General features: G+C 50.0%; 26 protein-coding genes and 1 other RNA gene. 3 read left to right on the top strand and 24 right to left on the bottom strand.

Features of this window, described 5'->3' with window-relative positions; all coding sequences use genetic code 11:
- Positions 1–107: 107 nt before the first annotated feature.
- From LAJLEIBI_RS16690 to LAJLEIBI_RS16770, 17 genes are all read right to left on the bottom strand, one after another.
- On the bottom strand, positions 108–608 hold the full coding sequence (locus LAJLEIBI_RS16690; RefSeq protein WP_006443316.1) for a shikimate kinase: 501 nt from the start codon (positions 606–608) through the stop codon (positions 108–110).
- 123 nt (positions 609–731) lie between these two features.
- Positions 732–1,088 carry a hypothetical protein gene (locus LAJLEIBI_RS16695; protein ID WP_006443317.1) on the bottom strand — a complete coding sequence of 119 codons (357 nt, stop codon included), beginning with the start codon at positions 1,086–1,088 and terminating at the stop codon, positions 732–734.
- 317 nt (positions 1,089–1,405) lie between these two features.
- Positions 1,406–2,065 (bottom strand): V-type ATP synthase subunit D, encoded by a 660-nt coding sequence (locus LAJLEIBI_RS16700; RefSeq protein WP_040435086.1) that lies wholly within the window; start codon positions 2,063–2,065, stop codon positions 1,406–1,408.
- A 318-nt stretch (positions 2,066–2,383) separates the two neighbouring features.
- Positions 2,384–3,757 carry a V-type ATP synthase subunit B gene (locus LAJLEIBI_RS16705; protein ID WP_006443320.1) on the bottom strand — a complete coding sequence of 458 codons (1,374 nt, stop codon included), beginning with the start codon at positions 3,755–3,757 and terminating at the stop codon, positions 2,384–2,386.
- Between the two features lie 3 nt (positions 3,758–3,760).
- The gene (locus tag LAJLEIBI_RS16710) at positions 3,761–5,527 is read right to left on the bottom strand and encodes a V-type ATP synthase subunit A (protein WP_006443321.1); all 1,767 of its coding nucleotides are present in this window, start codon (positions 5,525–5,527) and stop codon (positions 3,761–3,763) included.
- A gap of 27 nt (positions 5,528–5,554) precedes the next feature.
- Complete coding sequence (locus LAJLEIBI_RS16715) at positions 5,555–5,875, bottom strand: V-type ATP synthase subunit F (RefSeq protein ID WP_006443322.1); 321 nt, start codon at positions 5,873–5,875, stop codon at positions 5,555–5,557.
- Positions 5,868–6,836: a V0D/AC39 family V-type ATPase subunit gene (locus tag LAJLEIBI_RS16720; protein ID WP_006443323.1), complete on the bottom strand. Its 969-nt coding sequence runs from the start codon at positions 6,834–6,836 to the stop codon at positions 5,868–5,870. The genes LAJLEIBI_RS16715 and LAJLEIBI_RS16720 overlap by 8 nt, the downstream gene beginning before the upstream one ends.
- Before the next feature lie 33 nt (positions 6,837–6,869).
- Positions 6,870–7,463: a V-type ATP synthase subunit E gene (locus tag LAJLEIBI_RS16725; protein ID WP_006443324.1), complete on the bottom strand. Its 594-nt coding sequence runs from the start codon at positions 7,461–7,463 to the stop codon at positions 6,870–6,872.
- Between the two features lie 41 nt (positions 7,464–7,504).
- Positions 7,505–7,990: a V-type ATP synthase subunit K gene (locus LAJLEIBI_RS16730; protein ID WP_006443325.1), complete on the bottom strand. Its 486-nt coding sequence runs from the start codon at positions 7,988–7,990 to the stop codon at positions 7,505–7,507.
- On the bottom strand, positions 7,990–10,008 hold the full coding sequence (locus tag LAJLEIBI_RS16735) for a V-type ATP synthase subunit I (protein WP_006443326.1): 2,019 nt from the start codon (positions 10,006–10,008) through the stop codon (positions 7,990–7,992). Before LAJLEIBI_RS16735 ends, LAJLEIBI_RS16730 begins: the two co-directional genes overlap by 1 nt.
- Before the next feature lie 38 nt (positions 10,009–10,046).
- Positions 10,047–10,355, bottom strand: a complete 309-nt coding sequence (locus tag LAJLEIBI_RS16740; protein ID WP_006443327.1) for an ATP synthase subunit B family protein — start codon at positions 10,353–10,355, stop codon at positions 10,047–10,049.
- Positions 10,356–10,516: 161 nt separating this feature from the next.
- Positions 10,517–11,008 (bottom strand): tRNA (cytidine(34)-2'-O)-methyltransferase, encoded by a 492-nt coding sequence (locus LAJLEIBI_RS16745; protein WP_006443329.1) that lies wholly within the window; start codon positions 11,006–11,008, stop codon positions 10,517–10,519.
- Between the two features lie 186 nt (positions 11,009–11,194).
- The gene (locus LAJLEIBI_RS16750; protein WP_006443331.1) at positions 11,195–12,079 is read right to left on the bottom strand and encodes an AIR synthase-related protein; all 885 of its coding nucleotides are present in this window, start codon (positions 12,077–12,079) and stop codon (positions 11,195–11,197) included.
- Between the two features lie 23 nt (positions 12,080–12,102).
- A complete protein-coding gene (locus LAJLEIBI_RS16755) occupies positions 12,103–13,581 on the bottom strand; it encodes a VanW family protein (protein ID WP_006443332.1) in 1,479 nt (492 codons plus the stop codon).
- Positions 13,582–13,802: 221 nt separating this feature from the next.
- The gene (gene nth / locus LAJLEIBI_RS16760; protein WP_006443333.1) at positions 13,803–14,429 is read right to left on the bottom strand and encodes an endonuclease III; all 627 of its coding nucleotides are present in this window, start codon (positions 14,427–14,429) and stop codon (positions 13,803–13,805) included.
- Between the two features lie 35 nt (positions 14,430–14,464).
- Positions 14,465–16,204: a B12-binding domain-containing radical SAM protein gene (locus LAJLEIBI_RS16765; protein ID WP_006443334.1), complete on the bottom strand. Its 1,740-nt coding sequence runs from the start codon at positions 16,202–16,204 to the stop codon at positions 14,465–14,467.
- Positions 16,179–17,192 (bottom strand): SGNH/GDSL hydrolase family protein, encoded by a 1,014-nt coding sequence (locus LAJLEIBI_RS16770; RefSeq protein WP_006443335.1) that lies wholly within the window; start codon positions 17,190–17,192, stop codon positions 16,179–16,181. The genes LAJLEIBI_RS16765 and LAJLEIBI_RS16770 overlap by 26 nt, the downstream gene beginning before the upstream one ends.
- 121 nt (positions 17,193–17,313) lie before the next feature.
- Here LAJLEIBI_RS16770 and ffs point away from each other — a divergent pair.
- Positions 17,314–17,575, top strand: an RNA gene (gene ffs, locus LAJLEIBI_RS16775) — signal recognition particle sRNA large type.
- A 123-nt stretch (positions 17,576–17,698) separates the two neighbouring features.
- Here ffs and tadA read toward each other — a convergent pair.
- The 7 genes from tadA to LAJLEIBI_RS16810 all read right to left on the bottom strand — a co-directional run bounded on the left by tadA (position 17,699) and on the right by LAJLEIBI_RS16810 (position 24,686).
- Entirely contained in the window at positions 17,699–18,178 is a 480-nt protein-coding gene (gene tadA, locus LAJLEIBI_RS16780; protein WP_006443336.1) for a tRNA adenosine(34) deaminase TadA, read from the bottom strand.
- Positions 18,179–18,214: 36 nt separating this feature from the next.
- Entirely contained in the window at positions 18,215–19,312 is a 1,098-nt protein-coding gene (locus LAJLEIBI_RS16785) for a DUF6128 domain-containing protein (protein WP_006443337.1), read from the bottom strand.
- Between the two features lie 57 nt (positions 19,313–19,369).
- Positions 19,370–20,797 (bottom strand): deoxyguanosinetriphosphate triphosphohydrolase, encoded by a 1,428-nt coding sequence (locus LAJLEIBI_RS16790; RefSeq protein ID WP_006443338.1) that lies wholly within the window; start codon positions 20,795–20,797, stop codon positions 19,370–19,372.
- 34 nt (positions 20,798–20,831) lie between these two features.
- Positions 20,832–21,854: a hypothetical protein gene (locus tag LAJLEIBI_RS16795; RefSeq protein WP_006443339.1), complete on the bottom strand. Its 1,023-nt coding sequence runs from the start codon at positions 21,852–21,854 to the stop codon at positions 20,832–20,834.
- 186 nt (positions 21,855–22,040) lie between these two features.
- The gene (locus LAJLEIBI_RS16800; RefSeq protein ID WP_006443340.1) at positions 22,041–23,789 is read right to left on the bottom strand and encodes a glycoside hydrolase family 2 protein; all 1,749 of its coding nucleotides are present in this window, start codon (positions 23,787–23,789) and stop codon (positions 22,041–22,043) included.
- A 37-nt stretch (positions 23,790–23,826) separates the two neighbouring features.
- Positions 23,827–24,468: a 4'-phosphopantetheinyl transferase family protein gene (locus LAJLEIBI_RS16805; RefSeq protein ID WP_006443341.1), complete on the bottom strand. Its 642-nt coding sequence runs from the start codon at positions 24,466–24,468 to the stop codon at positions 23,827–23,829.
- 17 nt (positions 24,469–24,485) lie between these two features.
- Positions 24,486–24,686, bottom strand: a complete 201-nt coding sequence (locus tag LAJLEIBI_RS16810) for a hypothetical protein (RefSeq protein ID WP_006443342.1) — start codon at positions 24,684–24,686, stop codon at positions 24,486–24,488.
- A gap of 213 nt (positions 24,687–24,899) precedes the next feature.
- Between LAJLEIBI_RS16810 and aroF the strand changes: the two genes are divergently transcribed.
- Together aroF and aroB are read left to right on the top strand one after the other, a co-directional pair.
- A complete protein-coding gene (gene aroF / locus LAJLEIBI_RS16815) occupies positions 24,900–25,913 on the top strand; it encodes a 3-deoxy-7-phosphoheptulonate synthase (RefSeq protein ID WP_006443343.1) in 1,014 nt (337 codons plus the stop codon).
- Positions 25,914–25,934: 21 nt separating this feature from the next.
- Complete coding sequence (gene aroB, locus LAJLEIBI_RS16820; protein WP_006443344.1) at positions 25,935–26,996, top strand: 3-dehydroquinate synthase; 1,062 nt, start codon at positions 25,935–25,937, stop codon at positions 26,994–26,996.
- The last annotated feature ends 1 nt before the right edge of the window (position 26,997 follow it).

Below are 26,997 nucleotides of genomic sequence, written 5' to 3' on the forward strand. Positions count from 1 at the left end.
TTCTTTATTCACATTCTTTGCTATTATACCATAGAATCGAAAATTGTAAAATATTTTTTACAATTATGTAACTTATATTACATTTTTCTTAATGCAACCGTAACTTTTTATGCACTTTGTAATGCCCCGATCACCTTCTCTATCGTATCTTCCAGCTTCAGTCCGTCCTCGCACACAGTTATATCTGCATATTTCTCAAAAAGAGGGACTCTCTCGTCATACAGGTGTCTGAGTGTCTGTCCGTCCCGAAGTACAACGCCTCTGTTTTTTGCGCTTTTCAGTCTCTTGTTTATTGTCTCATAAGATGCCTTTAAATATACGACCGTACCGATCTCTTTATAATGTTTCATGGCATTTTTGCAGTACACTACGCTGCCGCCGGGCGAGATGACCGTATTGTCCGCCTCTACTTCGGCATTTACGCGGTCTTCCACTTCCAAAAATCCGTCAATTCCCTTTTTTTCTATAATTTCCCTGAGGAGTTTCCCTTCTTTTTCCTGTATCAAAAGGTCCGTATCAATAAACTGATAGCCAAGCCGCTTTGCGACAACGACCCCAACTGTACTTTTTCCTACCGCAGGCATACCGATAAATATAATATTTTCCATGTCTGTCGTACCTTCCTCAATATGTTTAATGATTATTTTAACATATACCGGCTCATCCGTCCACCCTCACGAAACCTAAAAGGAGTCAGGCCTTTCTTTCCAAGGTCTGGCTCCTTTCTTTCATTAGTAGTATTTTCGTCTCATATTTCTGTGCTCGCAGCGTCTGCGGCACAGTTCCTGGTATGCCATGACCTGGATCAGGTCGTGGAGCCATTTGCCCGGAACTTCTTCATCCTCCTCTGCCCTGTCGTAGATCCGCCTGCACATCAGCCGCAGCTGCAGCTGATCCGGGTATTCGTCATACATCATGCTTCCTTCGTATTCCAGCCTGTCGCATTCATCCTCAATATAAGGGATCAGCCGCTTCGCCGCTGCAGGATACAGGCTCTTCATATAATCCAGGTCCCTTCTGGCAACCTTGTCATCATCATAGAGTAAAGGCATCGGATAGGCCATGTAGTAAGGCAGTCGATTGTCCATGTACACACACTCCTAAGATAAGTATCTATCTTATCATATGCGGCGTTCTCCGCGATGTTCCACAATCATGCCATACACCCCTCCAAACTTGGGCCGTATCGCCCTTTACCGCTCTGCGGGATATGATTTTTATAATAAAATAAAGAATGTGCCTTGGCACATTCTTGCGCCGAGCGCGGTCGCTTGCGACATATTACATCTTCGCGCGAGTGCGCCTCCCCCGGAGGGTTTTTATAACATAGGAAACGAAGTTTCCTATGTTATAAAAAAGCAGGCAGCGCCCACCTTGCGGTGCCGCGCTGCCCACGCTTGAAAGATCAGGCTTTCTCACTGTAATGATGCGCTTCTTCAAGCATCATGTCTTTTACTTTCATCAGACGAATCTGGGAGCTTCTCTCGTTCTCGTCCAGCTTCATCGTTATATACTTGATATTTTTCTGTGCTTCCGGAATTATAACATGTTCCAGCGCGTTTACACGGCGTCTCGTCTTCTCGATCTCAACCGCCATGAGCTGGCATGCTTTTTCCGTCTCCGCAAGTTTCAGCATATCCGGCAGAATATCCGCCAGAGATTTCACTGCGCCGTCCAGGTCGCTTGAGGTAAACGCAAAGCCGTATGAATATATATCATTTGCGTCGGCAGTCCTCGTCTTCGTCTCAAAGACCGGGATGTTGACACTCATGACATTTTTCTTATCAACTTCCAGATTTACCTCCTGCTTTGGAGCCATCAGTGCTGTATTCAGCGTAGCTTCGTCCATTCCGGCCTTGGCTATGACAAAATTCTTATTTGCGGAGCGGATTCCGGCCTCTACTTTCAGGCGCAGTTCCATATTTTCTCGGACAAGGTCCAGGAACTGGCGCATCAGTTCGTCACGTTTATCCTTCAGAAGCTTATGCCCCTTCACGGCTGTGACTAATTTTTTCTTTGTCTTGGTCAACTCCATACGGGTAGGAGTCACCTGCGTAGATGCCATCTATCCATCCACCTCCCTTTTTTACTGTTGATTTATGCCGTGGAGATTTGCTTGGCGGGCTGGCGCCCTGCAGCTTCACTTGCTTGACGGGGCGCTGGCAGGGGGACGCCGTGCCAGTTCTGTTCCGTCTCGCTTCATTTTGCTGCGGGCTGGCGCCCTGCAGCTTCACTTGCTTGACGGGGTGCTGGCAAGGGTCCGCCGTGCCAGTTCGATTCCGCTTCGCTCCATCTCACTGCGGGCTGACGCCCTATGCAGATTTCCAGCAATAGCCTTTTGCAAGCAAGCTTGCACGGCTATTACCGGAAATCTGCGCACGGCTTACTGCTTTCCATAGTATTGATCTAAGAATTTGTCGTCGATTCGTTTTAGCTCGGCTCTTGGCAGCATGGATAGGAGTTTCCAGCCGATCTCGAGTGTTTCCTCGATGGAGCGGTCTGTGCCGTATCCTTGTGATACGTATTCTTTCTCGAATGCATCGGCAAATTTGGCGTAGAGCAGGTCGATGTCGGTGAGGGCTGCCTCTCCGAGGATGGTCATCAGCTCTTTTGCGTCTTTACCGCGGGCATAGGCTGCAAATAACTGGTTCAGTGTATTGGAGTGGTCTCCTCTTGTCTTTCCTTCACCGATACCTTTATCCTTCAGACGTGACAGGGAAGGCAGCACGTCGATAGGCGGCTGGATGCCCTTTCTGTAAAGGTCACGGCTCAGGATGATCTGGCCTTCTGTGATATATCCCGTCAGGTCAGGGATCGGATGTGTCTTATCGTCTTCAGGCATCGTAAGGATCGGTATCATCGTGATACTTCCCTTCTTGCCGTTCTGGCGGCCTGCTCTCTCATAGAGGGATGCAAGGTCCGTATACATGTAACCAGGATAACCACGGCGTCCGGGTACCTCTTTACGTGCGGCGGATACCTCACGGAGCGCATCCGCGTAGTTTGTAATATCTGTCAGGATTACAAGTACATGCATATCCTTTTCAAATGCCAGGTATTCTGCTGCCGTCAGCGCCATACGGGGAGTAGAGATACGCTCGATGGCCGGGTCGTTTGCCAGATTGACGAACAGTACCGTTCTGTCGATAGCTCCGGTCTCTTTAAATGATTCAACGAAGAAGTTGGATTCCTCGAACGTAATACCCATTGCGGCAAATACAACGGCGAAATTCTCATCCGTTCCGCGCACCTTTGCCTGTCTTGCTATCTGAGCTGCCAGATTGGCGTGAGGCAGACCGGATGCGGAAAAGATAGGAAGCTTCTGTCCGCGGACGAGTGTGTTCAGACCGTCAATGGCCGAAACGCCCGTCTGGATGAACTCTTCCGGGTAACTTCTGGCCGCCGGGTTCATAGGCAGGCCGTTGATATCTCTGCGCTCCTCTGGCAGAATCTCAGGTCCGTCATCGATCGGCCGTCCCAGACCGTCGAATACACGTCCCAGCATGTCCCCGGATACGCCAAGCTCCATGCTCCGTCCAAGGAAACGTACTTTACTGTTGCTTAAGTTGATGCCGGTCGCACTTTCAAAAAGCTGTACAAGCGCGTCGTTTCCGTTGATCTCCAGTACCTTGCACCGGCGTTTCTCACCGCTTGCAAGTTCGATCTCACCGAGTTCGTCATAAGCTACATTCTCAACACCGCGCACCAGCATAAGAGGGCCGGCAACTTCCTGTATGGTTCTATATTCTTTTGGCATGATTTAGAAGTCCTCCTTCCCAAACGCACCTGCGATCTCGGTGTGCAGTTCATTTACTATCTTTTCATACTCTGTCTCAATATCAGCATCCAGCGTATATTTGTAACGTCCGATACGCTCTCTTACACCCATATTGATGAGGATCTGCATGGAAGCGCCCTGGCTTAAGGCCTCGGAAGCCTCCTCATAAAACGCAAGAACAAGCTTCATCATCAGATACTGCTTTCTCAGAGACGTATACGTATCGATATCATGGAATGAGTTCTGGTGCAGGAAGTCCTCACGGATCGACCTTGCAGCCTCCATCTTGAGGCGGTCTGTCGGAGACAGCGCATCCATACCTACCATCTTAACGATCTCATCAAGCTCTGCCTCTTCCTGCAGAAGGCTCATCATCTTCTGACGGTCTTCCATCCAGTCTGCCGCAACTTCATTGTTAAACCAGTCTGCCATATTATCCACATACAGGGAATAACTCGTCAGCCAGTTTATAGCCGGGAAGTGGCGCTTGTAAGCAAGCGCGGAGTCGAGTCCCCAGAACACCTTGACGATACGCAGCGTTGCCTGGGATACCGGCTCAGAGATATCTCCGCCCGGAGGGGATACGGCTCCGATAACGGAAAGGGCGCCTTCTCTCTTATCCTGGCCGAGTGAGATCACATGTCCGGCTCTTTCATAAAACTGTGCCAGACGGCTTCCGAGATATGCAGGGTAGCCTTCCTCACCGGGCATCTCTTCCAGACGTCCCGACATCTCACGAAGGGCCTCTGCCCAGCGGGATGTGGAGTCTGCCATCAGCGCTACGGAATATCCCATGTCACGGAAATACTCTGCTATCGTGATACCTGTGTAGATAGATGCCTCACGGGCAGCAACAGGCATATCTGACGTATTGGCGATCAGAACGGTTCTCTGCATCAATGACTGTCCCGTCTTCGGGTCCTTCAGTTCCGGGAATTCATTCAGAACGTCCGTCATCTCATTTCCACGCTCACCGCATCCGATATATACTACGATATCAGCCTCCGCCCATTTTGCCAGCTGGTGCTGGATAACTGTCTTGCCGCTCCCGAAAGGTCCCGGAACCGCGGCGACACCGCCTTTTGCGATCGGGAAGAACGTGTCGACGACACGCTGTCCTGTCACGAGAGGTTTCTCCGGCGGAAGCTTCTTTACGTACGGACGGCCTTTACGCACCGGCCATCTCTGCAGCATCGTAAGTTCTTTATCGCCGTCTTCTGTGGCAATGACTGCCACTGTCTCTTCCACTGTAAATTCCCCTTGTCTGATCTCCTTCACAGTACCTTTGATACCGTAAGGAACCATTATCTTCTGCTGGACGACGATAGTCTCCTGCACCGTACCTAATACATCTCCGGCCTCAACCTCGTCCCCTGCTTTTGCAACAGGAACAAATTCCCACTTTTTATCTCTCTTCAAAGAGGCAACCTCAACACCTCTCTGCAGACTGTTTCCTGAAACTTTCATGATATCGTCAAGCGGACGCTGGATCCCATCGTAAATGCTTGCGATAAGACCAGGCCCGAGTTCCACTGACATAGGAACTTCCATAGATTCTACCGGTTCCCCCGGTCCCAGGCCTGACGTCTCCTCATATACCTGAATTGATGCCTCGTCCCCGTGCATCTCGATGATCTCTCCGATCAGCCGCTGGTTACTAACACGTACAACGTCGAACATGTTAGCGTCCCGCATTCCTTCCGCAATAACGAGCGGTCCTGCTACTTTTTTAATCGTACCTGTACTCATTTGGACGAATCACCCACCTTTCCTTCTTTATTCGTTCCCAAAGATAATATCAGAGCCTACTGCCTGCTCTACAGACTTCTTAACGCCTTCCACCCCGGCTCCGGTATTGCCGGATATGCCCGGGATCTGAATGACCGCCGGCACAGCCTGCTCCTGATATTTCTCTATTTCATGTTTTAATTCTGCCGCCAGCGCCTCAGTGACATAGATGATGCCATAGTCCCCAAGTGTCAGCTGATGCAGTTTTTCTCCGGCTTCCTCGCGGGTACTTACTGGAAATGTATCAAGACCCAATGTAGCGAAACCGTAGATACTGTCATAATCGCCCAATACTGCAATCTTATACATACATCTCCCTTACCCTTTCTCGGATTGAATCGTCCGGTAAGTCATTGAGTTTGCCGGAAAGAATGATTCGTACCGTTTTAATTTCATTCTGTCTTGCAATTACATAGGCGATAACAGGTCCTATCGTAAATGCATTATATTTCTGTGGACTTATTGTCTGAATAATACGGTTATCACACCAGCGCTCGAAAGCTGACGGAGAATCCGCCAGCGCCTCCGCGCCTTCTGCGTATGCAGTGCCGGATAAATATTCCCGGATCGCATCCATGCCGCTAAGCGCTGCTTTAGCCAGCTGGTCTACATTGATGCTCGCACATTCAGCCATCGCCCTCTTCATAAATTCCAAAGACTTCGCGGTTTTCTGTGAGCGGACAGCGATCTTGATATCAGCAACTCCTACCGTGGACTCGGCATAGTCGCGGATAATATCATCCTCTGCCTGCTGTCCCGCTTCATAGACTGCCTCAAGTGCCGCCCTGTCGATTATTACGTCGCAAAGCTGACCATCCCTCGTGTGAAGAAGGGTCTCATACGCCTCCTCCGCCGCTGCCTGCATGTTCCGGGGAAGCTTTCCAAAGTCCTTTTCGCGGACGATCTCCAGCATCACTTTCCCCGGGATCGCAACATCCTCATAGAAAATGTGTCTGTTTTCTTCCTCCGTACACACCTCTTTAATTGCAGCTTTCAGGTTATGGAAAAGTTTCGGATAAGAGAGTACGTCAAACTTATCCATGTCCACGGACAATTCTTTGACTACTTCCCAGATCTTCTCCTCCTCCCGGTTCAGTATCGCTTCCGCATCTGCCGGGGTATCGCTGTCTCCCCACCCTTTTTCCTGAAGGAACTGAATGCACTGGCCGTAATCCGCACAGGCGATCAGCTGGTCAACGGTGGAATTGGAGAATAGAGAAACTTCCAAAGCACGTATGCGCGCAACCGCGTAGGTATATTGTTCACTCATGTTACTCCTCCTTATCGCTTATGGTTACGCTTCTTATAAAAATAATAATTTATGGACCTGATCTGACAATTCATCTTTTTTTGCATCAAACATTGCTTTTAATGTACAGTTCTCCTCGATACCGCCGTACGCAAGAATAAATCCGTTTTCAATATTCCTGCCCGTCTTCGATAATGTCAGTCTGCCTCCCTTTTCAGCGGCAATACCATTGATCTTCTGCTCAAAACCGTCAGGAAGCCGTTCAAGGTCAGCGGATGAAAAATAAATCTCCCCTTCCTGCGGCAGGGCATATTTGCCGAGCAGTTTCAGCAGCATGTCAAAATACGCGCCGCTTTCCATTGTCTTCAGAGTTCCGTAGGCCTTATCCAGTACCTCTGCAATAATCTCCTGCTTTGCAGCAAGAATCTTCGTCCTTCTCTGCAGGTCGATGGCAGAAACGATTCTGTCTTTATAATTTGCAACTTCCGCCTCTGATTTTTGGGAGATGCTGCTGGTTGTCTTGGCCGCCTCTGCTTTCGCCTTATCCAGAATATCTTCTGCCTGGCTTTTGGCTTCGGACAGCTTGCTGTCAGCTGCTGCTTTCGCTTCATCCAGAATCTGACTTTTCATTTTATCTAATCCAGTCATCTCGCACGCTCTCCTTTTCTTAATCTTTGTTTCATGCCTACTTATACACTGATTGCAGTAACAGATAAGATAGAGATCAAAAGTGCAAGAATAGCATATGTCTCAACCATTGCAGGGAAAAGCATAGCTTTACCGAACTGGTCCGGCTTCTTTGCGATGATGCCGATGGCTGCCGCTGACGTCTTTCCCTGATATTTGCCGGATATAAGGCCGACGATACCGATCGGAAGACAAGCCGCAAGAACGAGAAGACCTGTCGTCACTGAGATGTCCGCCGCGCCACCGCCGAGCAGGCCGATCTTTGACAGTGTGATAAAGCCGACAAGCAGACCGTAGATTCCCTGTGTACCAGGAAGCAGCTGCATGATAAGAACTTTCGCAAACTTGCTCGGGTCCTCCGTTACAACTCCGGAAGCCGCCTGCCCCGCAATACCAACTCCGATCGCTGACCCTGCACCTGCAAGAAATACAGCCACTGCTGCACCAAGTAACGCGTAAACAATACCTAAATCATTCCAAATACTCATTATAAAGTTTCCTCCTTAATATCTACATATTTTGTATCTGAATGGAATGGCTCGAAAGGCTTTCCGCCACCCTCATAAAATTTGCTGAAAAATTCAACAAACTGTAAACGGTTTGTATGGACATATGCACCCAGAAGGTTGATGGCCATATTCAATGTGTGACCGATAATAAATACGATGATAAACGCGATCACCCCTATGATCCCGCTTCCGATCATGGATGCCATCTGGTTGATAACAGAAGCGATAACTCCTGTCGCAAGACCGAGGGCAAGAAGACGGGAGTAGGAAAGCACGTCGCTCAGCCATCCGGTTATATTGTAAAGGTCATAAGCTCCGAGCGCTATTCTGAGCGCCGGATTTTTATTGGCACGCCCTGACATGAACAGAAGGCCGGCAGCGCCGATAATGGCAAGTGCCTTGGCCAGTGTATTTAATGCCGGAGGGAAATTGATCTCTGCCTGTGCTATGGAAGCGAATATATCGCTTGGAAGCAGCATTAAAATGAGACCGATCAAAAATACGTACCAGAGTATCACATCACAGAAAAAGTCTAATACCTTTCCGTCCTTGAGATACATATATCCTTTGATGCCAAGTCCGATGAACAGATGGATCATACCGAACAGCATAGAATAAATGAGCAGCCGCATCGGGTCGTTCAGCGGAACAAACCAGAGTTCTTTGATATTGACCGCGGTTCCGAAGAACTTCTCGGAAAATACCGGTATCACGTCTCCAAAATATCCTCCGAAGAGAACACCCCAGAACAGTGTGGAAAAACCGCAGAACATAAACATTTTTATTGATTTGTGCATTCCTTCGCTCATGCGCGGATATTTTTTGAGCAGCACGAAACATACGATGGCCATGATAGCGCCATATGCCGCGTCCGACAGCATCAGCCCGAAGAAAAACACATAGAAAAATGACATGATCGTCGTCGGGTCAAACTCACCTTTGTGGGGAAGCCCGTAAGATGCCACGATACCTTCCATGCTGGATGAGAAGCTGTTGTTCTTAAGAACGGTAGGCGCTTCTTCGTCCTCCTTTAGATCTTCCACATCGATCACACAGTCAAACTTTTCTCCGATGGTCTTCTGCACTGCCGGCACAGCCTCAGCGGTCGCGTAACCGCTCATGACGAATGTCCTCTGTGACTGCGGAAGTGTTCCGAGCACCTCGTACTTCTCTGACCGGATCCGGAAGTAATCTGAGATCAGTTTCAGCTGTTCTCTGCTGTCCGCGAAGCCCACGATCTCAGCTTCCTTTTTCTCAATTCTTTTATTCAGTTTTAATATCTCTGCCTCAAGTTCCGTTTTCAGCCGGGCCGGCACCTTGTCCGTCACCTGTGACGGTCTGGCAAATCCGGCCGTCCTGAGCGCCTCTTCCACCAAAGCTTCCTCCGCCTTAAGGCAGAGTACGGTCAGATATACGGCGTCCTTGTCACTGGCTATGATATGCACGTCAACAGCCTCCAGATCCGGATTCTGCTCCGCGATCCTGGCATATACGCCGTCCAGTGTTAAACCTCCCGGCATCATGCCCACAAGTACGGCCACGTTCTCCGTGCCCTGGTGATCCATCGGCACATCCAGTGTGAGCCATGGCGTCAGAGACTCGATCTGATTTTCCAGCTTCAGGATGTTCGCCTTGTTCTCCGCGATCTCTTTACTGCAGCCGACGAGCCTGTTGGCCGCCGCAATTATCTTCTCCTTGTCGGCGGCAGCTTTGCTGAACTTTTCCTGTTCCACAAGCTTCTTGCCTTCAAGGCTTGAAAGCATTGAACTCTTTTCCGGAGCGTAGTTATCAAGTACGGCCAGCGCCTGGTCGGCGAGCTGGGCCTTCTTGTCAAAGCTTTGTCTGGCATTCAGCGTATCCATCCTGCCAAATGCTTCATCGTCTTCCACTACATGATTGATCTCCATGACTCCCATGGACTGGACCTTCTCCAGGATGGCTTTACGGTCTTTTTTAAGCGCGCAGATACTTATTCTTTGCATCTGCAATACTGCCATAGCCGCATCCCTCCTTTACTATTCATTTTCATAATGCTTTAAACGAGTTCTGCTATTACAGCAGATATCGCATCTCCTTCCTTCTGCCTTGCAGCTTCTTTCAAGGAGGCAATCTCCGTCTCTACCTCTGCCAGAGCCTTCTCTGCCTCTGTTTCCCCAGCCTCTTTCGCAGCCTGAAGTGACGCTTTTGCCTTTGCTTTTGCTTCCGCTTCTGCCTCTTCTTTTATCCTCCCGGCATCCGCAGAGGCCTTCTCAAGGATTGAAGTACATTCTGTATCAGCATTCTTAACAATCTCTTCTGCCTCTCTCTCCGTCTCCTTGATGGCCTTAATGGTTTCTTCTACCATCGGTTCACCACCTCTCTTAGTTGAAACTCCCTGTAGTTAAAATTATAATATGATTCCATAGAAAAGTCCACAAGTATATTGTCTACTAACACCTTTCCATGCCTTTCCTCTACACAATTCAACGAATAATCTATCAATTTTACGTTATCTGACCTTGACGGCTACCAAGTCAGGCGGTGGAGATGCCCTTCTTTGTTCATACCTGCAAAGCCGTTCTGACGCAGCGCTTCATATAGTATTATCGCAACTGAATTGCCCAGATTCAGGGAACGGATATCGCCTGCCATAGGAATTCGTATACTGTCTTCTTTATGTTTTACCAATATCTCCTCCGGTATTCCTGCACTTTCCTTCCCGAACATAATATAACAGTCCGGTTCATAGCGGACATCCGTGTATACGTTCGGCGCCTTTGTAGTCGCCATGTATATCCTGGCCCCCTCGTTTTTCTCCAGAAACTCATCGAAGTCGATATATGTGGTCACGTCCAGCTCGTCCCAGTAATCCATACCTGCCCGCCTCAGATTCTTCTCGTTCAGCCTGAACCCGAGCGGTTCTATCAGATGGAGCCGCGCGTTTGCAGCAACACACGTCCTTCCGATATTTCCGGTGTTGGCCGGTATCTCCGGCTCGTGCAACACAATATTCAGCATTTCCCTTCCTCCTCGTAAGCGGTTTTTAACTACTTCCTTTTATTTTAGTGAAAAACCGTCTGGCAGTCAACATACACTTTTGTTACTTTTGTATTACAATTTTACCAAAATATTGGAATTTTTTAACATTTTATATATATTTGAATGTAAACAATGCTGTCATATAATACGAAAGAGAGGGAACTTTTATTCACCTCTCTTAGTATGTCCCAATATTTTATTTAATTCATCCGGAGCCGGCCTGTCAATGAACCGGATCTCTTCTCCGTTTTGTATCACCTTGTCATTATTGTCCGTCATGCGGCCGATCACCGCAGCTTTCATCCCGCGTCCCGTAAGCTCCCGGGCCAGTTCACGGCCATTGTCCGCCACCATCAGAAAGCTCCCCGCCGACATGAGCTGATACGGATTCAGCCGGTAGTTTTCACACACTTCTATCGTCTCCTGCCGGACCGGGATCTTCTTCATATCCACGCTCAGCCCTGTCTCCGCCTCCCTGGCCAGATTCCACAGCGCGGCAAAAATACCGCCCTCCGTGACCTGGCAGAAGACAGACACACCCATCTGTCTAGCAGCCGGGAGTTCTTCCCCGGCAAATATCTCGCCTGCGTACTCCTTGATCTGCTTTATAAATGCAGGCGCGAATCTCTCCTCAAGCTCGTCTTCCTTCTCCTGCAGGATCCTCACCATACCGCCGAGCCCCGCCCATTTTGTCAGTACAATGTCCTGGCCGGGCCTTATGACTCTGTCCGTATATTCTGCCGTTCCGGTACATGTGACCGACACAAGCGGCAGCGCGGCAGCCGGTGTTTTATATTGTTCCAGAAAGATGAGCGTTACACCGCGGGCGCCGCACGCTTTTTCGATCAGTTTCTGCACGGCGGCAAGCCGCGGTCTTCCGTAACCGTCCGGTATCATGATATGGACCCGTGCTTCAACCGCCCCGGCTCCGGCCGCCGCAAGTTCATTCAGAGATTCTGCCAGCGCATGCACCCCTATTTCTTTCGACTGACCGCATGCGAAAGCGGTCGCGCTCACCGCCCGCTCTCCCTGCAGCTTCGTACTCATCATTTTATGTCCGTTCCCTTCCACTGTCAATTTTCCTCTCCTGCGTTGTCACTTCCGGCCGCGCTCATCCCCTTTGCCTGCGCCACCGCAGCCTCGATGGCTGCCTTGTCCTGGGAAGCAATGGCTTTGCGCACGAGTTCCGCCGCCTCCGCATTATCCGACATGGTACCTACTTCCACGATCTGATCCGACTTTTCATAGGTGCTGTTGTTGATGACATCCCGGCTCACCTCCGCGCCGTTCTCGTACACTACCTTCCAGAGCCTGGCCGTCTTCCCGGTATGCGGACTGCCCGCATACTGCATGCTGCCCAGTTCTGCTTCCTTATTTTCCTTATAGGTGACCCCGTAGTCTTCCGTTGTCAGTGTTTCACTTTCATATTCCACCGTACGCCCGTCTGCCCTCGTATCCTTCCCGTAGATCGTAAAGCGCATCTGATTCGCGCTGTCTATCTCGGCTGCAATAAAAATCGGTGTATCATAACTGTTCTTGAACCTGAGATCCAGATAATCACCCGCTATCGCCGCATCTCTCGACGGATCGACATACGCCACGAGCATGGAGTGAGGATAACGTTCCAGCACCTCCAGTTCTGCATACAGCACCGCATTGTAAAGCGTTGTGGACACCTGGCAGATACCGCCGCCGTAAGAATCCACCACCTGCCCGTTCTCATAGGAACCGGCCTCCACGTACCCGTGCTCGGCATCGTAAGGAGCCGTCGTATCGTGGACAGATAATTCCTCCCCCGGCATGAGAATGCTCCCGTTGATCCTGTCGACCCCGGCCTTCAGATTTTTCCAGCGCTCGCCTCCCCCGGCATCTGTAGAAAATGACCCGAGTTCGTCCTTTATGCTTTCAAGGTCACTTGCTTTCACGGACGGTTCTTCCGTCTTAACGGCCATCTTGACCTTGAATCCCTTATGGTCCCACCCGCTGTTCAGATATTTCCTGATCATCTCGGCGGATGCCTTTTCATCAACAGTCTCGCCCTTCTTCTCTTTTGTGATATCAAACCCGTCCGCACTTTTTGTTATGCCTGCATCTTTCGCATGCTCCGCCAGAACTTCCACTCGTTCCTCTATAACTGCCTTTGTCTTCTCCGCGTCCAGGACAAAGCCTTCGTTCAGGACAAGCTTTTCTTTTTCCAGCCCCTTGATCTGCCGGTATCTGGTAAACAGCCGGCCCTTTTTCCCGTATTCGACTGCCTTATCCACAACTTTTCCGATATCTTTGTAGGCAAGCCCCAGTTCCTCAAGCGTTGCCCCGGCTGACTTGTCTCCCACCTTCATCGTTATCTCCAGCGCGGCATCTTCCTTAAGATGCTGCTCCATCAGCTTTTTGGCTTCCTTTTTAGTTCGTCCGGAGACATTTACATTTCCTATATAAATATTGCCGCATATTTTATTCTCCGGCACATCCGATACATACCGGTAAAGCACAAAATAAGAGATCCCTGTCACGACAACCGCACACAGAACAGCAAGGCCAAAAAGAATCCTCATTCTTCTCCGCCTTCTCTGTGTAGTTCTTCTGTTAATTTTTTTACGCCGATTCTGAGTCATAAGCCTCCCCCTGACTTTTCCCCTGTTATGCCATCAGATAAGGGATCGTCATTGTTGCGATCATCGCAATGACGATCACCATGATCACGATAGCGATGATCCTCTTTACCCTTCTGTCGTTAAAATTCATATCCATTACCTTCTTTGCTTCATTTGATTTGTTATATTTTATACTCTTTACAGTATTTTTGCAAGAAACAGTCCCGGCATTTCGGCTTTCTGGCCGTGCATACCGACCTGCCAAACGTTATGATCTGTATATTGTAAAGTATCCAATGGTCTCTCGGCAGTTCCTTCATAAGGTCCTGCTCTATCTTCTCAGGATCATTATTCTCTGTCAGACCGAGCCGGTTTGAGATCCGTTTTACATGGGTGTCCACGACTACGCTCGGTTCATGGTAAATATTCCCCCGGATGACATTGGCTGTTTTTCTGCCGACTCCGGCAAGAGAGACGAGTTCTTCCAGCTCCCGCGGCACTTCACCGCCGAATCTGTCCCGTATCTCTTTCATACATGCAATAATATTCCGGGCCTTCGTATGGTAGAACCCCGTAGGCTTTATATCCTGCTCCAGCTCCTTAAGGTCTGCCTGCGCAAACGCCTCCACGGAAGTGTACTTTTTAAACAGCCCCTCCGTCACGATATTGACACGGGCATCCGTGCACTGTGCGCTCAGCATAGTGGCGATCAAAAGCTGCCACGGAGAGTCATGATTGAGATAACATATAAAATCAGTCCCATACTGCTCGTCCAGTATCTCCAATATCTCCTTTGTCCTTTTCTTCATCTCTGATCTCCCGTATATTTTTCATCAGTATTTTATCACATATCTATCATACATGTTCTCGCCTCCTGGTTCAATGGATTTCTTTGCATATAATCGAATAATACCGTCTTTCCAAGGCATGTAAATCTTTCCAGATGTGTCATCCTGCGCAGCTGGTTCCTGTCAGACGCTTCATAACCTTCCAGATATTTACGCTCCTTCTCCTCTTTTTCATAGAATTCCCTTAGCTGTTCTTTTGTAAGCATGTGATCACCCGCAAACTCTGGCCTTGTCTTCGCGTTTTCCCTCAGATAATAATCAAAAACAAGCAGTTCCCGGTAATACTCCGTCTTTTCCTCACAGCAGGAGCTGATAAAGGAAAGAAGGATCTCATAGCGGGCGCTTCGTCTGTGCTGTACATTCATGTGATCCTTTTCTTCGTAAAATTTCCGCAGGCGGTCAAACATATCAAACGGGGAATCAAACTCCTCTATAAGCCTTTCAAGTGTCCTTGTGTACTGTCCGCTGTTATAGTAGACCTCCACCATCTCCTCGATTCCTTTCAGGCGCAGAACGTCTCCGTAAGAAAGCCATTTCGTACGCAGGACTTCGTAACAGGGCGAACTCTTATGCACGAGTCCGTAAGCCTCCTTTTGCTGTTCCATATAAGAACCTTTCAATACTTTGAGAAAGCCGAGCTGAAGCTGATCCGGACGCAGGGCATATACATCATCGAACGACCGTTTAAAACTTTCCATATCTTCATAAGGAAGCCCGGCGATCAGATCAAGGTGCTGATGGATATTGCCGTTATCCCGGATGCGCCGGACGGTATGCGCCGCCTTCTCAAAGTCCATCGTCCGCCTGATCTCCTTTACCGTGCACGGGTTCGTGGACTGGATTCCTATCTCCAGCTGTATAAGCCCGGGCCGCATCTTCCCGAACAGGTCAAGCTCTTCCTCGTTCAGCAGGTCGGCGGCGATCTCAAAATGAAAATTTGTGATCCCATTGTCATGCTCTGAAATGTACGTCCATATCTCCATGGCATGTCTGTGGTTGCAGTTAAATGTCCTGTCCACAAATTTCACCTGCGGCACGCGCGCATCTATAAAAAACTGAAGTTCCTGCTTCACAAGAGCCGTGTCCCGGAATCTCAGCCTCTTGTCTACCGATGACAGACAATAGCTGCACGAGAACGGGCATCCTCTGCTCGACTCATAATACACGATCTTATGCCGGAACAGTTCCATGTCCTTGTATACAAACGGTACAGCGCTCAAGTCAAGCACATCCCGCCACGGATTCTCTGCAATTCCTCCGCCGCTGTCTCTGTATGTGATCCCTTTCACTGAAGACAAACTGTCCGGCACGCCCTGCGCCCCTGCGCCGCAGTAGATACGGCAGAGCTGCGCGAATGTCTCCTCACCCTCGCCTTTCATGACCCCGCACACTCCCGGAAGCCTCTCCAGCACCTTTACCGCGTCGTAAGACACTTCCGGTCCTCCAAGCCAGATATGCGTCTGCGGAAGTACCTTCTTCAGTTCCGTGACCAATTCCTCCACGAACGCTATGTTCCATATATAGCAGGAAAAGCAGATGACATCCGGCTTTCTTCTGTACAAGTCCATAAGCAGTTCGTCCGGCTGCTGGTTGATCGTATATTCCGCGGTGTCCGTCGAAAGCGGAAGGCTTCCTTCCCGCGGTACGCAATAAGACTGTGCATATGCTTTCAGGCTATGCACAGCCAGATTAGAATGTATATACTTTGCGTTAATTGCCGTCAGTAATATTTTCATCTTCTTTTTCCCGCCTTTTTCCTTTCCAGACTCCCAGTATGATAAGAAGGATGCCTGTAACGGCCATGCCGGACAGGGCCATAATGTCCCACAGCCCGGCATGGACGCCGCGCCCGCCGGAAGTTCCCGGTTCCGGTGTCCCTTCCGGATCTTGTTCCATAAGTTCCAGCTCTCTGAGCACCGCGTCTGCGATAAGCTGCTGTCCATCCTCTGTCGGATGCAGCCCGTCCTTTTGTATATGACTGCTGATCCCCGCTTCCTCCAGGCCGACAACGCGGTACCCATATTCTGCGGCGTGATCTCTTATGATACTGTTCATTTTTCCGATAATACTGTCCACCACCATGTCAAGTGTGCCCGGCATCCCGAGGCCGGCCGTCGGGTTATAGATATCTGTGACGACCATCCTGACCGACGGCTTCGCTTCCCCGGTGATTCCATCCATCATCGTACAGTAATTTTCTTCAAACGCGTCATAATCCCAGTCCGCGATCACTGCGACCGCCTTGAGCACGAGCATGGGGTGCGCCTTCATCTCTGCATGCAGCATTTCCACCGCATCGCTCATATTCCAGAAACGCTCTTCTCTGCCGAGCACATCCTGACAAGCTGTCTTAAACGCGTCGATCAAGTCATTGGCCCCTATCGTAACTGTGATGATATCCGCGGTCCTTATGCACTCTGACACATCCTGCTCCCCGAGCTTTGACGCGTTGAACCGCGCCGTACTTAACCCGTTTTTTGCAATATTTGTCAATTCTACCGGTATACCCTTCTTCCGCGCATATTGTCTCCTGACAAGCTCCGGATATGGGGAGATCTCTTTGTCATCGCACGAATATCCGTTGGCGATACTGTCTCCGACCGCCAGATACCATAGTTTCTGCGGCTGCGCCGCGCGGACCTCTCCTTCGCAGCAGACGGATACAAATACAGTTATCATAACAGAGACCGTGATCTTTGTGAATATATCTCTCAGCCGTAACATACTCCTCACCTCATAATGATTATAACATATCTGCCCTCTCCCCCGGCAGCTATTTTCAAAAATCCGGCGGCTTCCCGCGTTCCTGATTGACATTTCTTCCAAAACACGCTATAATATAAACTCGTGCAGCCGGGGTGTCAGCGGTACCTTGTACCTGCAATCCGCTATAGCAGGGGTCATGCTGCGCAGAGGGCAAAGATTTGTAAAGCTGCCCTTGACAAGTGGCGCTGAGGCTTGGGTCTTACGCGACGGAAATCTGTGAATCGTGTCAGGTCGGGAACGAAGCAGCACTAAGCAGAATCTTCCGGGTGCCGTGAGGGTGCCTGGGCTGAGTTAACTGTCAAGGTAACGTTTATGGATTTCGTTCGAAGCGCAGCGCACGAAAAAAAGAAATACACAACTGTTTTTGCTTTTGCGCAAAGACAGTTTTTTTGTTCTTTAATAAGCAAAAAGCGGAAGCTGCGCCGGTTTTCCCGGCACAGCTTCCTTCTGTTCTTCCCTCTTGGCTACAGATTCTTTTTTTTCTTCTTCGCTTCTCTGAGCTCTCTAAAAAATGACTTCATCATGGAGCTGCATTCTCCCCCGCACACGCCTGTCGTCAGTTCCGTCTGATGATTGAAGCCCTCCGTCTGCAGTACATTCAGGACAGAGCCCGCGCAGCCGGCTTTTGGGTTCATGCAGCCAACTACGACCCTGTCCATCCTGGACTGGACGATCGCTCCGGCACACATGGGGCACGGCTCCAGCGTCACGTACAGCGTGCACCCTTCCAGTCTCCAGTCCCCCATCTTCCTGCTCGCCTTTCTTATCGCAGTGATCTCCGCGTGGGCCAGCGTATTCTTATCTGTATTCCTCCGGTTGTATCCGCGTCCGATGATCCTGCCTTCATATACTATAACACAGCCGATAGGCGTCTCATTCAGAGCATATGCCTTTCCCGCCTGCTTTATCGCCTCTTTCATAAACTTTTCATCTACGCTGTTCACCCGGGTCTCCCCCTTCCTCTTTTTTGTACGTCCTGTCTATCGTCTTATATGACGGCACCAGTAACCAAAGTCCTCCCCGTCATTTCTTTCCTCTTCTTCCAGATCCACGTCTATTTTTTCTGCTTTTATAAACTGCGGAAAACCGAAAGCTTCCGCAGCTTTCGCCTCTTTCGGATGATATATGCCCGGCACGCCGAGCCACATGTTTCCGTCCTCTTCTATGAGAACAAGGTGGTGATAGTTGTAATATCCGTGCAGGAGAAAGCTGTTATTGGACAGTCTCCATTCACAGCGGGGCAGATTCACTATATCCTGTCGCTGGATCTTTGTACATTTTTTTTCCTGCTCCCGGCAGACCGGCTTTGGCCTGACAGGCTGCGCCTGCCTGCACGGACCGCACGCCGTCCGGCTTCGGCACTCTGCTTCTTCTATCTCCGCCTCTTCCACTGTCTCCACCTGTTCAGTTCTGACGGATTCTTCCTCAGTCTCTGATTCTTCACACTCTGATTCCTCAGCACCGGCGTATTCTGCGTTTTCTTCCTCTTCAGAGGCTTCCATCTCTGCAGGGATCTCTTCCTCCGGGGGAAAGTTTTCACTCTCTTCTTCCGCCTCATTCCCTGCGGGCATTTCTTCTTCCGCCTCTTCCCGCTGTGGCGCAGGTTCAGACATCCGCCCCTCTGCCGGTTCCTCTGTCTCCGGGCGTTCTTCCACGCGCTCTTCCTCCCCGCTTCCCTCCGTCAGATCCGCAGGCGTCCAGAGGCGCATCTCATTTACATTTACAGGCATGTCGTCCCACACCGCCGCATACTTCCGGTGAGAGCTGTTTTCCATTATGATCCCCTCGATCCGGTCATAATTGCCCGGCTCCCCTACATCTTCCTTCGTATATCTCAGCTGGTAGTTCACCGCAGGGTTCACATTTTCCACCGTCCCCTGCGGCAGCCCGATACATTCCTTCTCTTTTTCGTAAAAGAGATATATGGTCAGCTCCTTCTCTCCTTCAAGCCGGAGACCTTTTCCGTGTATATGTACGATGCATTCGCCGTCGCTTTGGTCCACTTTCACGAAACCAACGTTCCGCATTCTTCTTCCATTCTCGTATTCATACAGATAGCGTATAAAACGTTTCAACATTTCACTTCCATTCTAAGTCCATTTATCACAATCTATTCCGAATGGAAGCAAAACATGTTAAATAATCGCTTTCAGTTCCTGATAAAGTCTCTTGGCATAGCTGTCCGTCATGCCGCATATATAATCTGTCACAAGCAGCAGGCGAAGATACAGCCTCTCGATATCCGGCTTCCCCTCTGCATGATAGTGGTACGCGTTCTTATAATTGCTCGAGATGAATGATACCATACGCAGGTCTATGGAGCTGAGTTTCTCTCCCGGGTCATCGTAATGAATGACAGCCGTCACGAACTTGTCCATAAGAAAATCGATCATGGCTGCCTCCGCCACTTCCATCCTGTAGATCGTCTCGGAAGTAAACACCTTTCTGAATGCCATATCGCCCAGAAGGTCCATGAGCTTTTCCGCAAATGTCTGATGGAACAGGTCATATGCATACGTACCTTCCATGATCGCCTCATAATGGGAAGTAAAACCGTAAGTTGCGCAGCTGATAAGAAAGCCCTGTACACGCACGATCCAGTTTTTGATCGCATATTCTTCCGGGTCATTCACATGCTTTTCTTTTCCCCTGCGGTACAGATCTTCCAGTTTTTCAGCCGGACGGAAAGCAGACCGGGCCCCTCCTGCGTACTGCTCCTGCAGTTCTTTTAATTCCTCCAGAAGACTGTAGTATGTGATAAATCCTTTGATAAACGCATCCTCAATGTCCGCGGTTTTGTACGCAATATCATCCGCCGCCTCCAAAATGAACGTGAGCGGATGTCTCAGCCCGTTCGTTCCGGTCTGTGCCGCTATCTCCTCAAATATATCTTCATCGGCAAAATAATATCCCATCTTCTTGTCCTTGATATTTCCGGACTGTTTATCGATGCCGACAGAGGAGACCGGATATTTCACAATGGTGTTGAGAAGCGCGTATGTCAGGTTCATCCCCTGTTCATCCACAAGAAAATGCAGCTTCGTCACAAGACGAAGCGCCTGGGCATTCCCTTCAAAGTTGTAGAAATCCTGCCGCATCTGCGGCGTCAGTACCTTATCCACCGGCTGCCCGTGATAGGAAAGCACCGGCAGATTCCGCTCAAACCACTCCCGTATCGCCGTCTCTCCAAAGTGGCCGAAGGGAGGGTTGCCAATGTCATGGATCAGTCCCGCGCACTGGAGAATGCTGCAGATATCTTCTTTCATCCCGGGCGTAAACCCCGAGTCTTTCCTGTATACGAGAATATTCTCCCCAATGTTCTGTCCAAGCGATTTTGCAAGAGATGACACTTCGAGTGAATGCGTGAGCCGGGTACGGATAAAATCACTTTTATCCAGCGGAAATACCTGTGTCTTATCCTGCAGCCTCCGAAACGAAGCGCTCCCGATAATACGGTGGTAATCCTTCTCAAACTCACTTCTCAAGTCCGTAGACTTCGTATATTTATTTTTATTGGAAGCTCCGCGGCTTCTCTTCGTTGACAGCAATTGTTCCCAGTTCACCGTTTCTCACACGTCCCTTTCCGTCTGTTCCCCGTCAGTCAAGGTAGATCGGCGGTTCATAATCCTTGCCGAGCAGCGCTTTTTTACGCTCCTGGTAACCGAGGAATGCCCATTCCGTCATATCTGTCCATGCATGCTCCTCCCGGTCGTACACTTGTACATACCCGATCCGGTTTGGATGCATGCGCACGCTGTTCGTCTCATACTCATGCCCGGTGTACGGATTGACGTCGCCGTTAACGCGGTCCTCGTCATCATAGTCAACCTCGGGCTGCGCGTACATCTCATCTGGTTCCTCTGCTCCTCCGTAGTCCACGTAAGGAGCGTCCGGTTCTTCCGCCTGCTCCGGTTCCTCCATCTGCTCTGGTTCCGTCCCGGCGGTATCCTCTGCGTACTCCTGTGACGACTCTGCATAGACTTCTCTCATACCGTGGATATCTTCTTCACTTTCAGGCTCTGTCTGCCCGGCATTGTGTTCCGGCTTCTTCCTCCGTCTCTGCAGATATGACATCCAGCCATGTGCTCTCTTTTCTTCTTCCGGCCCGGACATTCTGTCTTTTTCTTCCCCGCTGTCCCGTTCTCTCTCCTCGGCTTCCAGGGCAGCGACTTCTTCCAGCAGTTCCTCCACCGGCGTCTCCAGAGGCGGAAGTTCACCCGTCTCCTCCTCGATCAGGGCATCCAGTTCTTCATGGATCTCCACAAGCTCGCCGATGGTGATGTCCCGCTCAGGCGCCGTCTGCCGGTCTTCCTTTTCTTCGTCCTTCTCCTCTGCCACCGGAGCGGAAGTCACTTTCTTTTCTTCTTTTTTATAGTTAGAGGTCTTTTCCTGACTGTCGTTATCTTCAAGGATGCTCAGTGTAAACGGACACTCCAGTATCTCCGCGATCATGCGCATGTCCTGCTCCTGAAAGTTATCACGCCCCAGCCGCTGAGTCAGATTCTGCCGTGACATCTTCTTGCCGGTACGCTCTTCAATTGTCTCTGCGAGTTCCTTGATCGTCATTCCCCTGCGACTTAAGATTATTTTGACTTGCTCCCCAAATGTTAGATCCAGCATGACTTGTCCTCCTTATTAAATTAATAAAAATATACTCACCCAATAGGTTTTATCATTTGTAAGTAAACTTATATATTTCTTCATAAACCTATACTTTTCCCTTTTTTTATTCTAACAAATTGGTGAAAACACGTCAACCGTATGATGTTACAAACAATGCGGGAAACATACCGCCGCTTTTTTAACTCATTCTTTTATGACCAGCTTTTCATTACATTTTTTTATGATATTCTCATCTATTTTGAGCACTTCCCTGTCATACGTATAGATTCCGTTTACTTCCTCCTCTACGTCTGAAAGCTGTGTGTACACAGACGCCGACAGTCCCCGGTCTATCTGCGCGGCCACTTCCCGGCCCATAAGCGAGGCGTACCCCCTGCCCAGTTCTTTCCTGCTGCCATAGATGCGGTACCCGTACATCCCCGGACACATACTGTGCCCTTTCACTTTCAGGCAGTATCCGCCAAATTCTGTAAGGGCGGCCACTCTCTTTTCGGGACGCACTTTCAGAGGGAAGAAATAATTATGTATGCTCCAAAAATCACCGCCTCCCTGATCAAACCATCCGCTGGCGGAATCCAGAAGCCGGGAGGCATCCTCCCTGCGGGCAGCCTCCGTAACCGCGTTGGCGTCAAACTGTCCCCACCCCTCGTTAAAAATGACCCAGACGACGATGGACGGATGATTGTAAAGCGCCCGGACCGTCTCCTTCATCTCCTGCATGAACCTTGCCCTGCTCTTTACATCCCGCCTTCCGAGCAGGCGGTAATACCGGTCCGACGGCCTTATATGAAAAAGCTCCATGGCAGTGGCCGCATAAGTGACGTACCAGTGTCTGTAAGGCGCTCCCCCGCACACCATATCCTGCCATACGAGCATGCCAAGACGGTCGCAGTGGTAGTACCACCTTTCAGGTTCTATCTTCATATGCTTTCGCAGCATGTTAAATCCGAGCCGCTTCATCTCCATGATGTCAAATATCATAGCTTCATCGGACGGGGCCGTGTAAAGACCGTCCGGCCAATAGCCCTGGTCCAGCACTCCCTTCTGGAAATAAGGGCGGTTATTTAAAAACAGGCGGGGGATCCCCCTCTGGTCTCTCTCTGCCGATATTTTACGCATGGCAAAATAACTTTCCGCTTCATCCTCCCCCATACGGATGCGAAGCCGGTACAGAAACGGATCCTCGGGACTCCATCTGTGTATCTCCTTTAGCGGGATACGCACCGGGCGGTTCGTGCATCCTTCTGCCCCGGCGGCCTGCGTCTCCCCGGAACAGACAGTGAAAACAACCCCTCTCTCCCTGCGGGAGCGGACAAGGACTTCCACCTCACCCTCGTCGTAGCGCGGCGTGATCTTTATCCCGTATATGTGATCGTCCGGCACCTGCTCCATCCACACCGTCTGCCAGATGCCGCTCTGTGCCGTATAAAACATGCCGCCCCGCTCCAGCTTCTGTTTTCCCCTTGCCAGAAAGACGCGGTCGCTGTGATCCTGTATCCGCACGGTGAGCTCATTCTCCGCGGCGCCAAGCAGATCTGTCACATCCGCGGAAAACGGTATATATCCGCCCACATGTCTGACTGCCGGCCTTCCGTTGACCATGACCGCCGCACACTGATCCGCAGCGCCGATGTGCAGGATCCACCTTTTGCCCTGCTCTTTCTTCACCTCATCCGGCAGCTTCCTGCCGTACCACAGATATTCCCCCGGTCTCAGCTGGCGCCCCACGCCGGAAAGCACAGCCTCAGGTGAAAAGGGGACAAGTATCTCCCCTTCAAAAGTATCCGGCCTTTTTCTGCTGTCAGAAAAAGCATAGTTCCATATCCCGTTCAGATTCACATAACTTTTTCTTCTCAGAGACGGCCTTGGATACTCTTTCAGCACATGATCTTTCTCTAATTTATCCGCCCATCTTGTCTTCAGCTGTTTCATCCGCACTCCCTCTCTCCCGCTGTCTGCGCTCTGCACTTTAAATAATATGGTTAAAATCTACGACCTTCGCCTCTTTGGCAGTCACTTCTGCTGTTGTGCACACCGCCATCTTTGCGCCGGTCCCTTCTATATTATACTCTGTGTACCGGTACTTTTCCAAAAAAGCGGCCGGCTGTCTCAAAAGCACCGGTCTGTTCTGTTCGTCAAAGCCGATCTCAAACTCATCCATACCAAGCTTCATCCCCTGCCTTGTCGCCTTCATAAAGCTTTCTTTGAGCACCCAGAAACGAAAGAACAGGTCCGCTCTCTTCTGTCCGTCTTCCTCCTCCAGCAGTCTCTCATATTCACTTTCTGTAAAAAAGCGGCGTGCCACACCCATTTTTGCATCTTTTACCGTCTCAATGTCACATCCGGCCCGCACTGCCTCCGCCGTATCGCTCAGGGCACACATGACGTAACTGCCTGAATGTGACAGATTGTAGACGTGCGATCCACCGGCCCCCGTCTCTTTTCTGGCCGCTTCCAGGAGCAGCCATGCCCCTATGCTCTGAGCTCTGCCTTCGGCAAATCTCATCCGCTGCGCCTTCCTCCTGCGCCAGTCCGGTACGAGCCCGCAGCACTGTTCATATGTGTCCCGCTCAAGCAGCGGTGTGATATCAGCGAGATATGTCCTGATCATCTGTTTTCAGCCTCTCTTTATAAATCATATATTTTGTATAAGTCCAATATGCTGCCGTAGATCGTCTTTCTTCCCGAAAGCTCTTTGTACTCCGCCGAATTGTCTCTTCCGTCTCCCTTGAGGATCTCCAGCCGCTTTAAGATCCGGTCGTATTCTGTCCTCACCGCCTGATACATCGTCTCAAATGCTTCCAGTTTTTTCTCTTTCTCCCTGTCCATAATATACCTCCTGACTCCTTTGTTTAAGCCAATTGTATCACACTTCAAAGGTGAAAATTAAAATATTTGAAAAAGATATTGACATCTTAATATTTATGCGATAGTATTAATCATGATTTCACACTTTAAACAACTAAAATTTTACAGTGCGAATATATCAGTACATATACAGACGATGTTAAAGCATTATTTATAGAAACCGGAGGACCTATTATGATTATCGTATTAAAACCAAACACCAAACAGGAAGATGTATCCCGCGTAGAGCACCTCGTCAAGCGCAGAGGACTTGATACCCATATTGTAGTCGGACAGGAGATGACCATTATCGGCTGTATCGGCGACACGACAAAGATAGATGCAAAACTGTTTGAAGTAGATGCCTCTGTGGATAAAGTCATGCACGTTCAGGAGCCCTACAAGCTCGCAAACCGCGCCTTCCACCCGGAAGATTCTGTTGTGGACGTATCCGGCGTGAAGGTCGGCAGAGGACACCTCGCTCTGATCGCGGGCCCGTGCTCCGTAGAGTCGGCGCAGCAGGTGCTGGAGATCGCCGCCGCGGCGAAGCAGTCCGGCGCCAATCTATTAAGAGGCGGAGCCTTCAAGCCAAGAACAAGTCCTTATTCCTTCCAGGGCATGGGACTTGACGGGCTCAAGATCCTCTGCGAGGCAAAAGAGGCCACCGGCCTTCCGATCGTAACAGAGCTTATGTCCCCGGAGCATCTCGATATCTTTAATGAGAAAGTAGACCTGATCCAGATCGGCGCCCGCAATATGCAGAACTTTGATCTGCTGAAGCAGCTCGGGCAGCTGGACCGTCCGATCCTCTTAAAGCGCGGTCTGAACGCAACCTATGAAGAATGGATCATGTCCGCGGAGTATATCATGGCGTCCGGCAATGAAAATGTCATTCTCTGTGAGCGGGGTATCCGCACATTCGAGACGTATACGCGCAACACCCTTGACCTGCAGAGCATTCCGGTGCTCCGTAAGCTCACCCACCTTCCTGTCGTCGTAGACCCAAGTCACGCAGGCGGAAAATGGTGGCTTGTAGAGCCGATGGCCAAGGCGGCCATCGCAGCCGGGGCGGACGGATTGATGGTGGAAGTGCACAACGATCCCGAGTCCGCGCTCTGTGACGGAGCGCAGTCGCTGAAACCGCAGAAGTACGACGAACTTTTAAGAGAAGTCACACAGATCGCCAAAGTGATCGGCAAAAAAATATAAGATACAGATTCTGGAGTTATTATGAAGTTAAATGTAAATCTTGGGGATAAAAGTTATCCTATATATATAGAAAACAAAATACTGGACAGCGCTTCCGACTACATAGCGGATGCCTTCTCCGGAAAAAAGATCATGATCTTTTCAGACGATAATGTATATCCTCTGTACGGGGAGGCATTGAAACGCTCCTTATCCGGCCGCTTTGAGTGTCATGAATTCATACTGCCCCACGGCGAAGCGACCAAGGCATTCAAAACACTTCCCGCTGTCTATTCGGCACTGCTTGACGCCAGGCTTACGAGAAGCGATCTTATCATCGCTCTCGGCGGCGGAGTCATCGGAGATCTCGCCGGATTTGCGGCAGCGACTTACATGAGAGGGGTGAACCTCATACAGATTCCGACTTCTCTGCTGGCCCAGGTAGACTCCTCCGTCGGCGGAAAGGTGGCGGTAGACCTTCCCCAGGGAAAGAATCTTGTGGGCGCTTTTTATCAGCCTTGTCTTGTCCTTATCGACCCGCTTGTGCTGAATACCCTGAGCCCACGATTTATCAAAGATGGCATGGGAGAGGTAATCAAATATGGCTGCATCCGTGATGCGGACCTGTTTCATACCTTGGAGTCACACAGTTCCTTTGAAGACTTAAAAGAAGAACTGCCTGCCATCATTTACAGCTGTGTAGATATCAAACGAAAAGTCGTGGAGCATGACCAGTTTGATACCGGAGAACGTATGCTTTTAAACTTTGGCCACACACTGGCACATACGATAGAACAGTATCACCATTACGAGAGGGAGAGCCACGGGGAAGCCGTCGCGGTCGGTATGTACCAGATCACCAGGCTGGCACAAGAGCAATGCCTGACAGCCCCCGGGAACGCCGACAGAATACTGAAACTTTTGAAACAGTATGGTCTTCCTTATGAGTGCGGCATTCCCCTCAGCGAGCTCACCGATACGATCGAGCTGGATAAGAAGAATCTGAACGACCGCCTTAACGTTGTTCTTCTCCGTGAGATCGGAAACAGTTATATACATCCTGCAACCATAGACTTTTTTAAACGTAACCTGCGGACCATTTAAT

This window comes from [Clostridium] hylemonae DSM 15053, assembly GCF_008281175.1.
Lineage (GTDB): Bacteria > Bacillota > Clostridia > Lachnospirales > Lachnospiraceae > Extibacter > Extibacter hylemonae.

Excerpts from the sequence above, each read along its gene's own strand:
- LAJLEIBI_RS16750 (WP_006443331.1), bottom strand. The coding sequence starts at position 12,079 with ATGATGAGTACGAAGCTGCAGGGAGAGCGGGCGGTGAGCGCGACCGCT.
- LAJLEIBI_RS16785 (WP_006443337.1), bottom strand. The coding sequence starts at position 19,312 with ATGTTGAAACGTTTTATACGCTATCTGTATGAATACGAGAATGGAAGA.
- LAJLEIBI_RS16715 (WP_006443322.1), bottom strand. The coding sequence starts at position 5,875 with ATGTATAAGATTGCAGTATTGGGCGATTATGACAGTATCTACGGTTTC.
- LAJLEIBI_RS16735 (WP_006443326.1), bottom strand. The coding sequence starts at position 10,008 with ATGGCAGTATTGCAGATGCAAAGAATAAGTATCTGCGCGCTTAAAAAA.
- LAJLEIBI_RS16770 (WP_006443335.1), bottom strand. The coding sequence starts at position 17,192 with ATGTTACGGCTGAGAGATATATTCACAAAGATCACGGTCTCTGTTATG.
- aroF (WP_006443343.1), top strand. The coding sequence starts at position 24,900 with ATGATTATCGTATTAAAACCAAACACCAAACAGGAAGATGTATCCCGC.
- LAJLEIBI_RS16795 (WP_006443339.1), bottom strand. The coding sequence starts at position 21,854 with ATGCTGGATCTAACATTTGGGGAGCAAGTCAAAATAATCTTAAGTCGC.
- LAJLEIBI_RS16690 (WP_006443316.1), bottom strand. The coding sequence starts at position 608 with ATGGAAAATATTATATTTATCGGTATGCCTGCGGTAGGAAAAAGTACA.
- LAJLEIBI_RS16755 (WP_006443332.1), bottom strand. The coding sequence starts at position 13,581 with ATGAGGATTCTTTTTGGCCTTGCTGTTCTGTGTGCGGTTGTCGTGACA.
- LAJLEIBI_RS16800 (WP_006443340.1), bottom strand. The coding sequence starts at position 23,789 with ATGAAACAGCTGAAGACAAGATGGGCGGATAAATTAGAGAAAGATCAT.
- LAJLEIBI_RS16730 (WP_006443325.1), bottom strand. The coding sequence starts at position 7,990 with ATGAGTATTTGGAATGATTTAGGTATTGTTTACGCGTTACTTGGTGCA.
- LAJLEIBI_RS16695 (WP_006443317.1), bottom strand. The coding sequence starts at position 1,088 with ATGGACAATCGACTGCCTTACTACATGGCCTATCCGATGCCTTTACTC.
- LAJLEIBI_RS16745 (WP_006443329.1), bottom strand. The coding sequence starts at position 11,008 with ATGCTGAATATTGTGTTGCACGAGCCGGAGATACCGGCCAACACCGGA.
- aroB (WP_006443344.1), top strand. The coding sequence starts at position 25,935 with ATGAAGTTAAATGTAAATCTTGGGGATAAAAGTTATCCTATATATATA.
- LAJLEIBI_RS16710 (WP_006443321.1), bottom strand. The coding sequence starts at position 5,527 with ATGAGTACAGGTACGATTAAAAAAGTAGCAGGACCGCTCGTTATTGCG.
- LAJLEIBI_RS16765 (WP_006443334.1), bottom strand. The coding sequence starts at position 16,204 with ATGAAAATATTACTGACGGCAATTAACGCAAAGTATATACATTCTAAT.
- LAJLEIBI_RS16725 (WP_006443324.1), bottom strand. The coding sequence starts at position 7,463 with ATGACTGGATTAGATAAAATGAAAAGTCAGATTCTGGATGAAGCGAAA.
- LAJLEIBI_RS16705 (WP_006443320.1), bottom strand. The coding sequence starts at position 3,757 with ATGCCAAAAGAATATAGAACCATACAGGAAGTTGCCGGCCCTCTTATG.
- LAJLEIBI_RS16810 (WP_006443342.1), bottom strand. The coding sequence starts at position 24,686 with ATGGACAGGGAGAAAGAGAAAAAACTGGAAGCATTTGAGACGATGTAT.
- LAJLEIBI_RS16740 (WP_006443327.1), bottom strand. The coding sequence starts at position 10,355 with ATGGTAGAAGAAACCATTAAGGCCATCAAGGAGACGGAGAGAGAGGCA.
- LAJLEIBI_RS16700 (WP_040435086.1), bottom strand. The coding sequence starts at position 2,065 with ATGGCATCTACGCAGGTGACTCCTACCCGTATGGAGTTGACCAAGACA.
- LAJLEIBI_RS16720 (WP_006443323.1), bottom strand. The coding sequence starts at position 6,836 with ATGAGTGAACAATATACCTACGCGGTTGCGCGCATACGTGCTTTGGAA.
- LAJLEIBI_RS16805 (WP_006443341.1), bottom strand. The coding sequence starts at position 24,468 with ATGATCAGGACATATCTCGCTGATATCACACCGCTGCTTGAGCGGGAC.
- nth (WP_006443333.1), bottom strand. The coding sequence starts at position 14,429 with ATGAAGAAAAGGACAAAGGAGATATTGGAGATACTGGACGAGCAGTAT.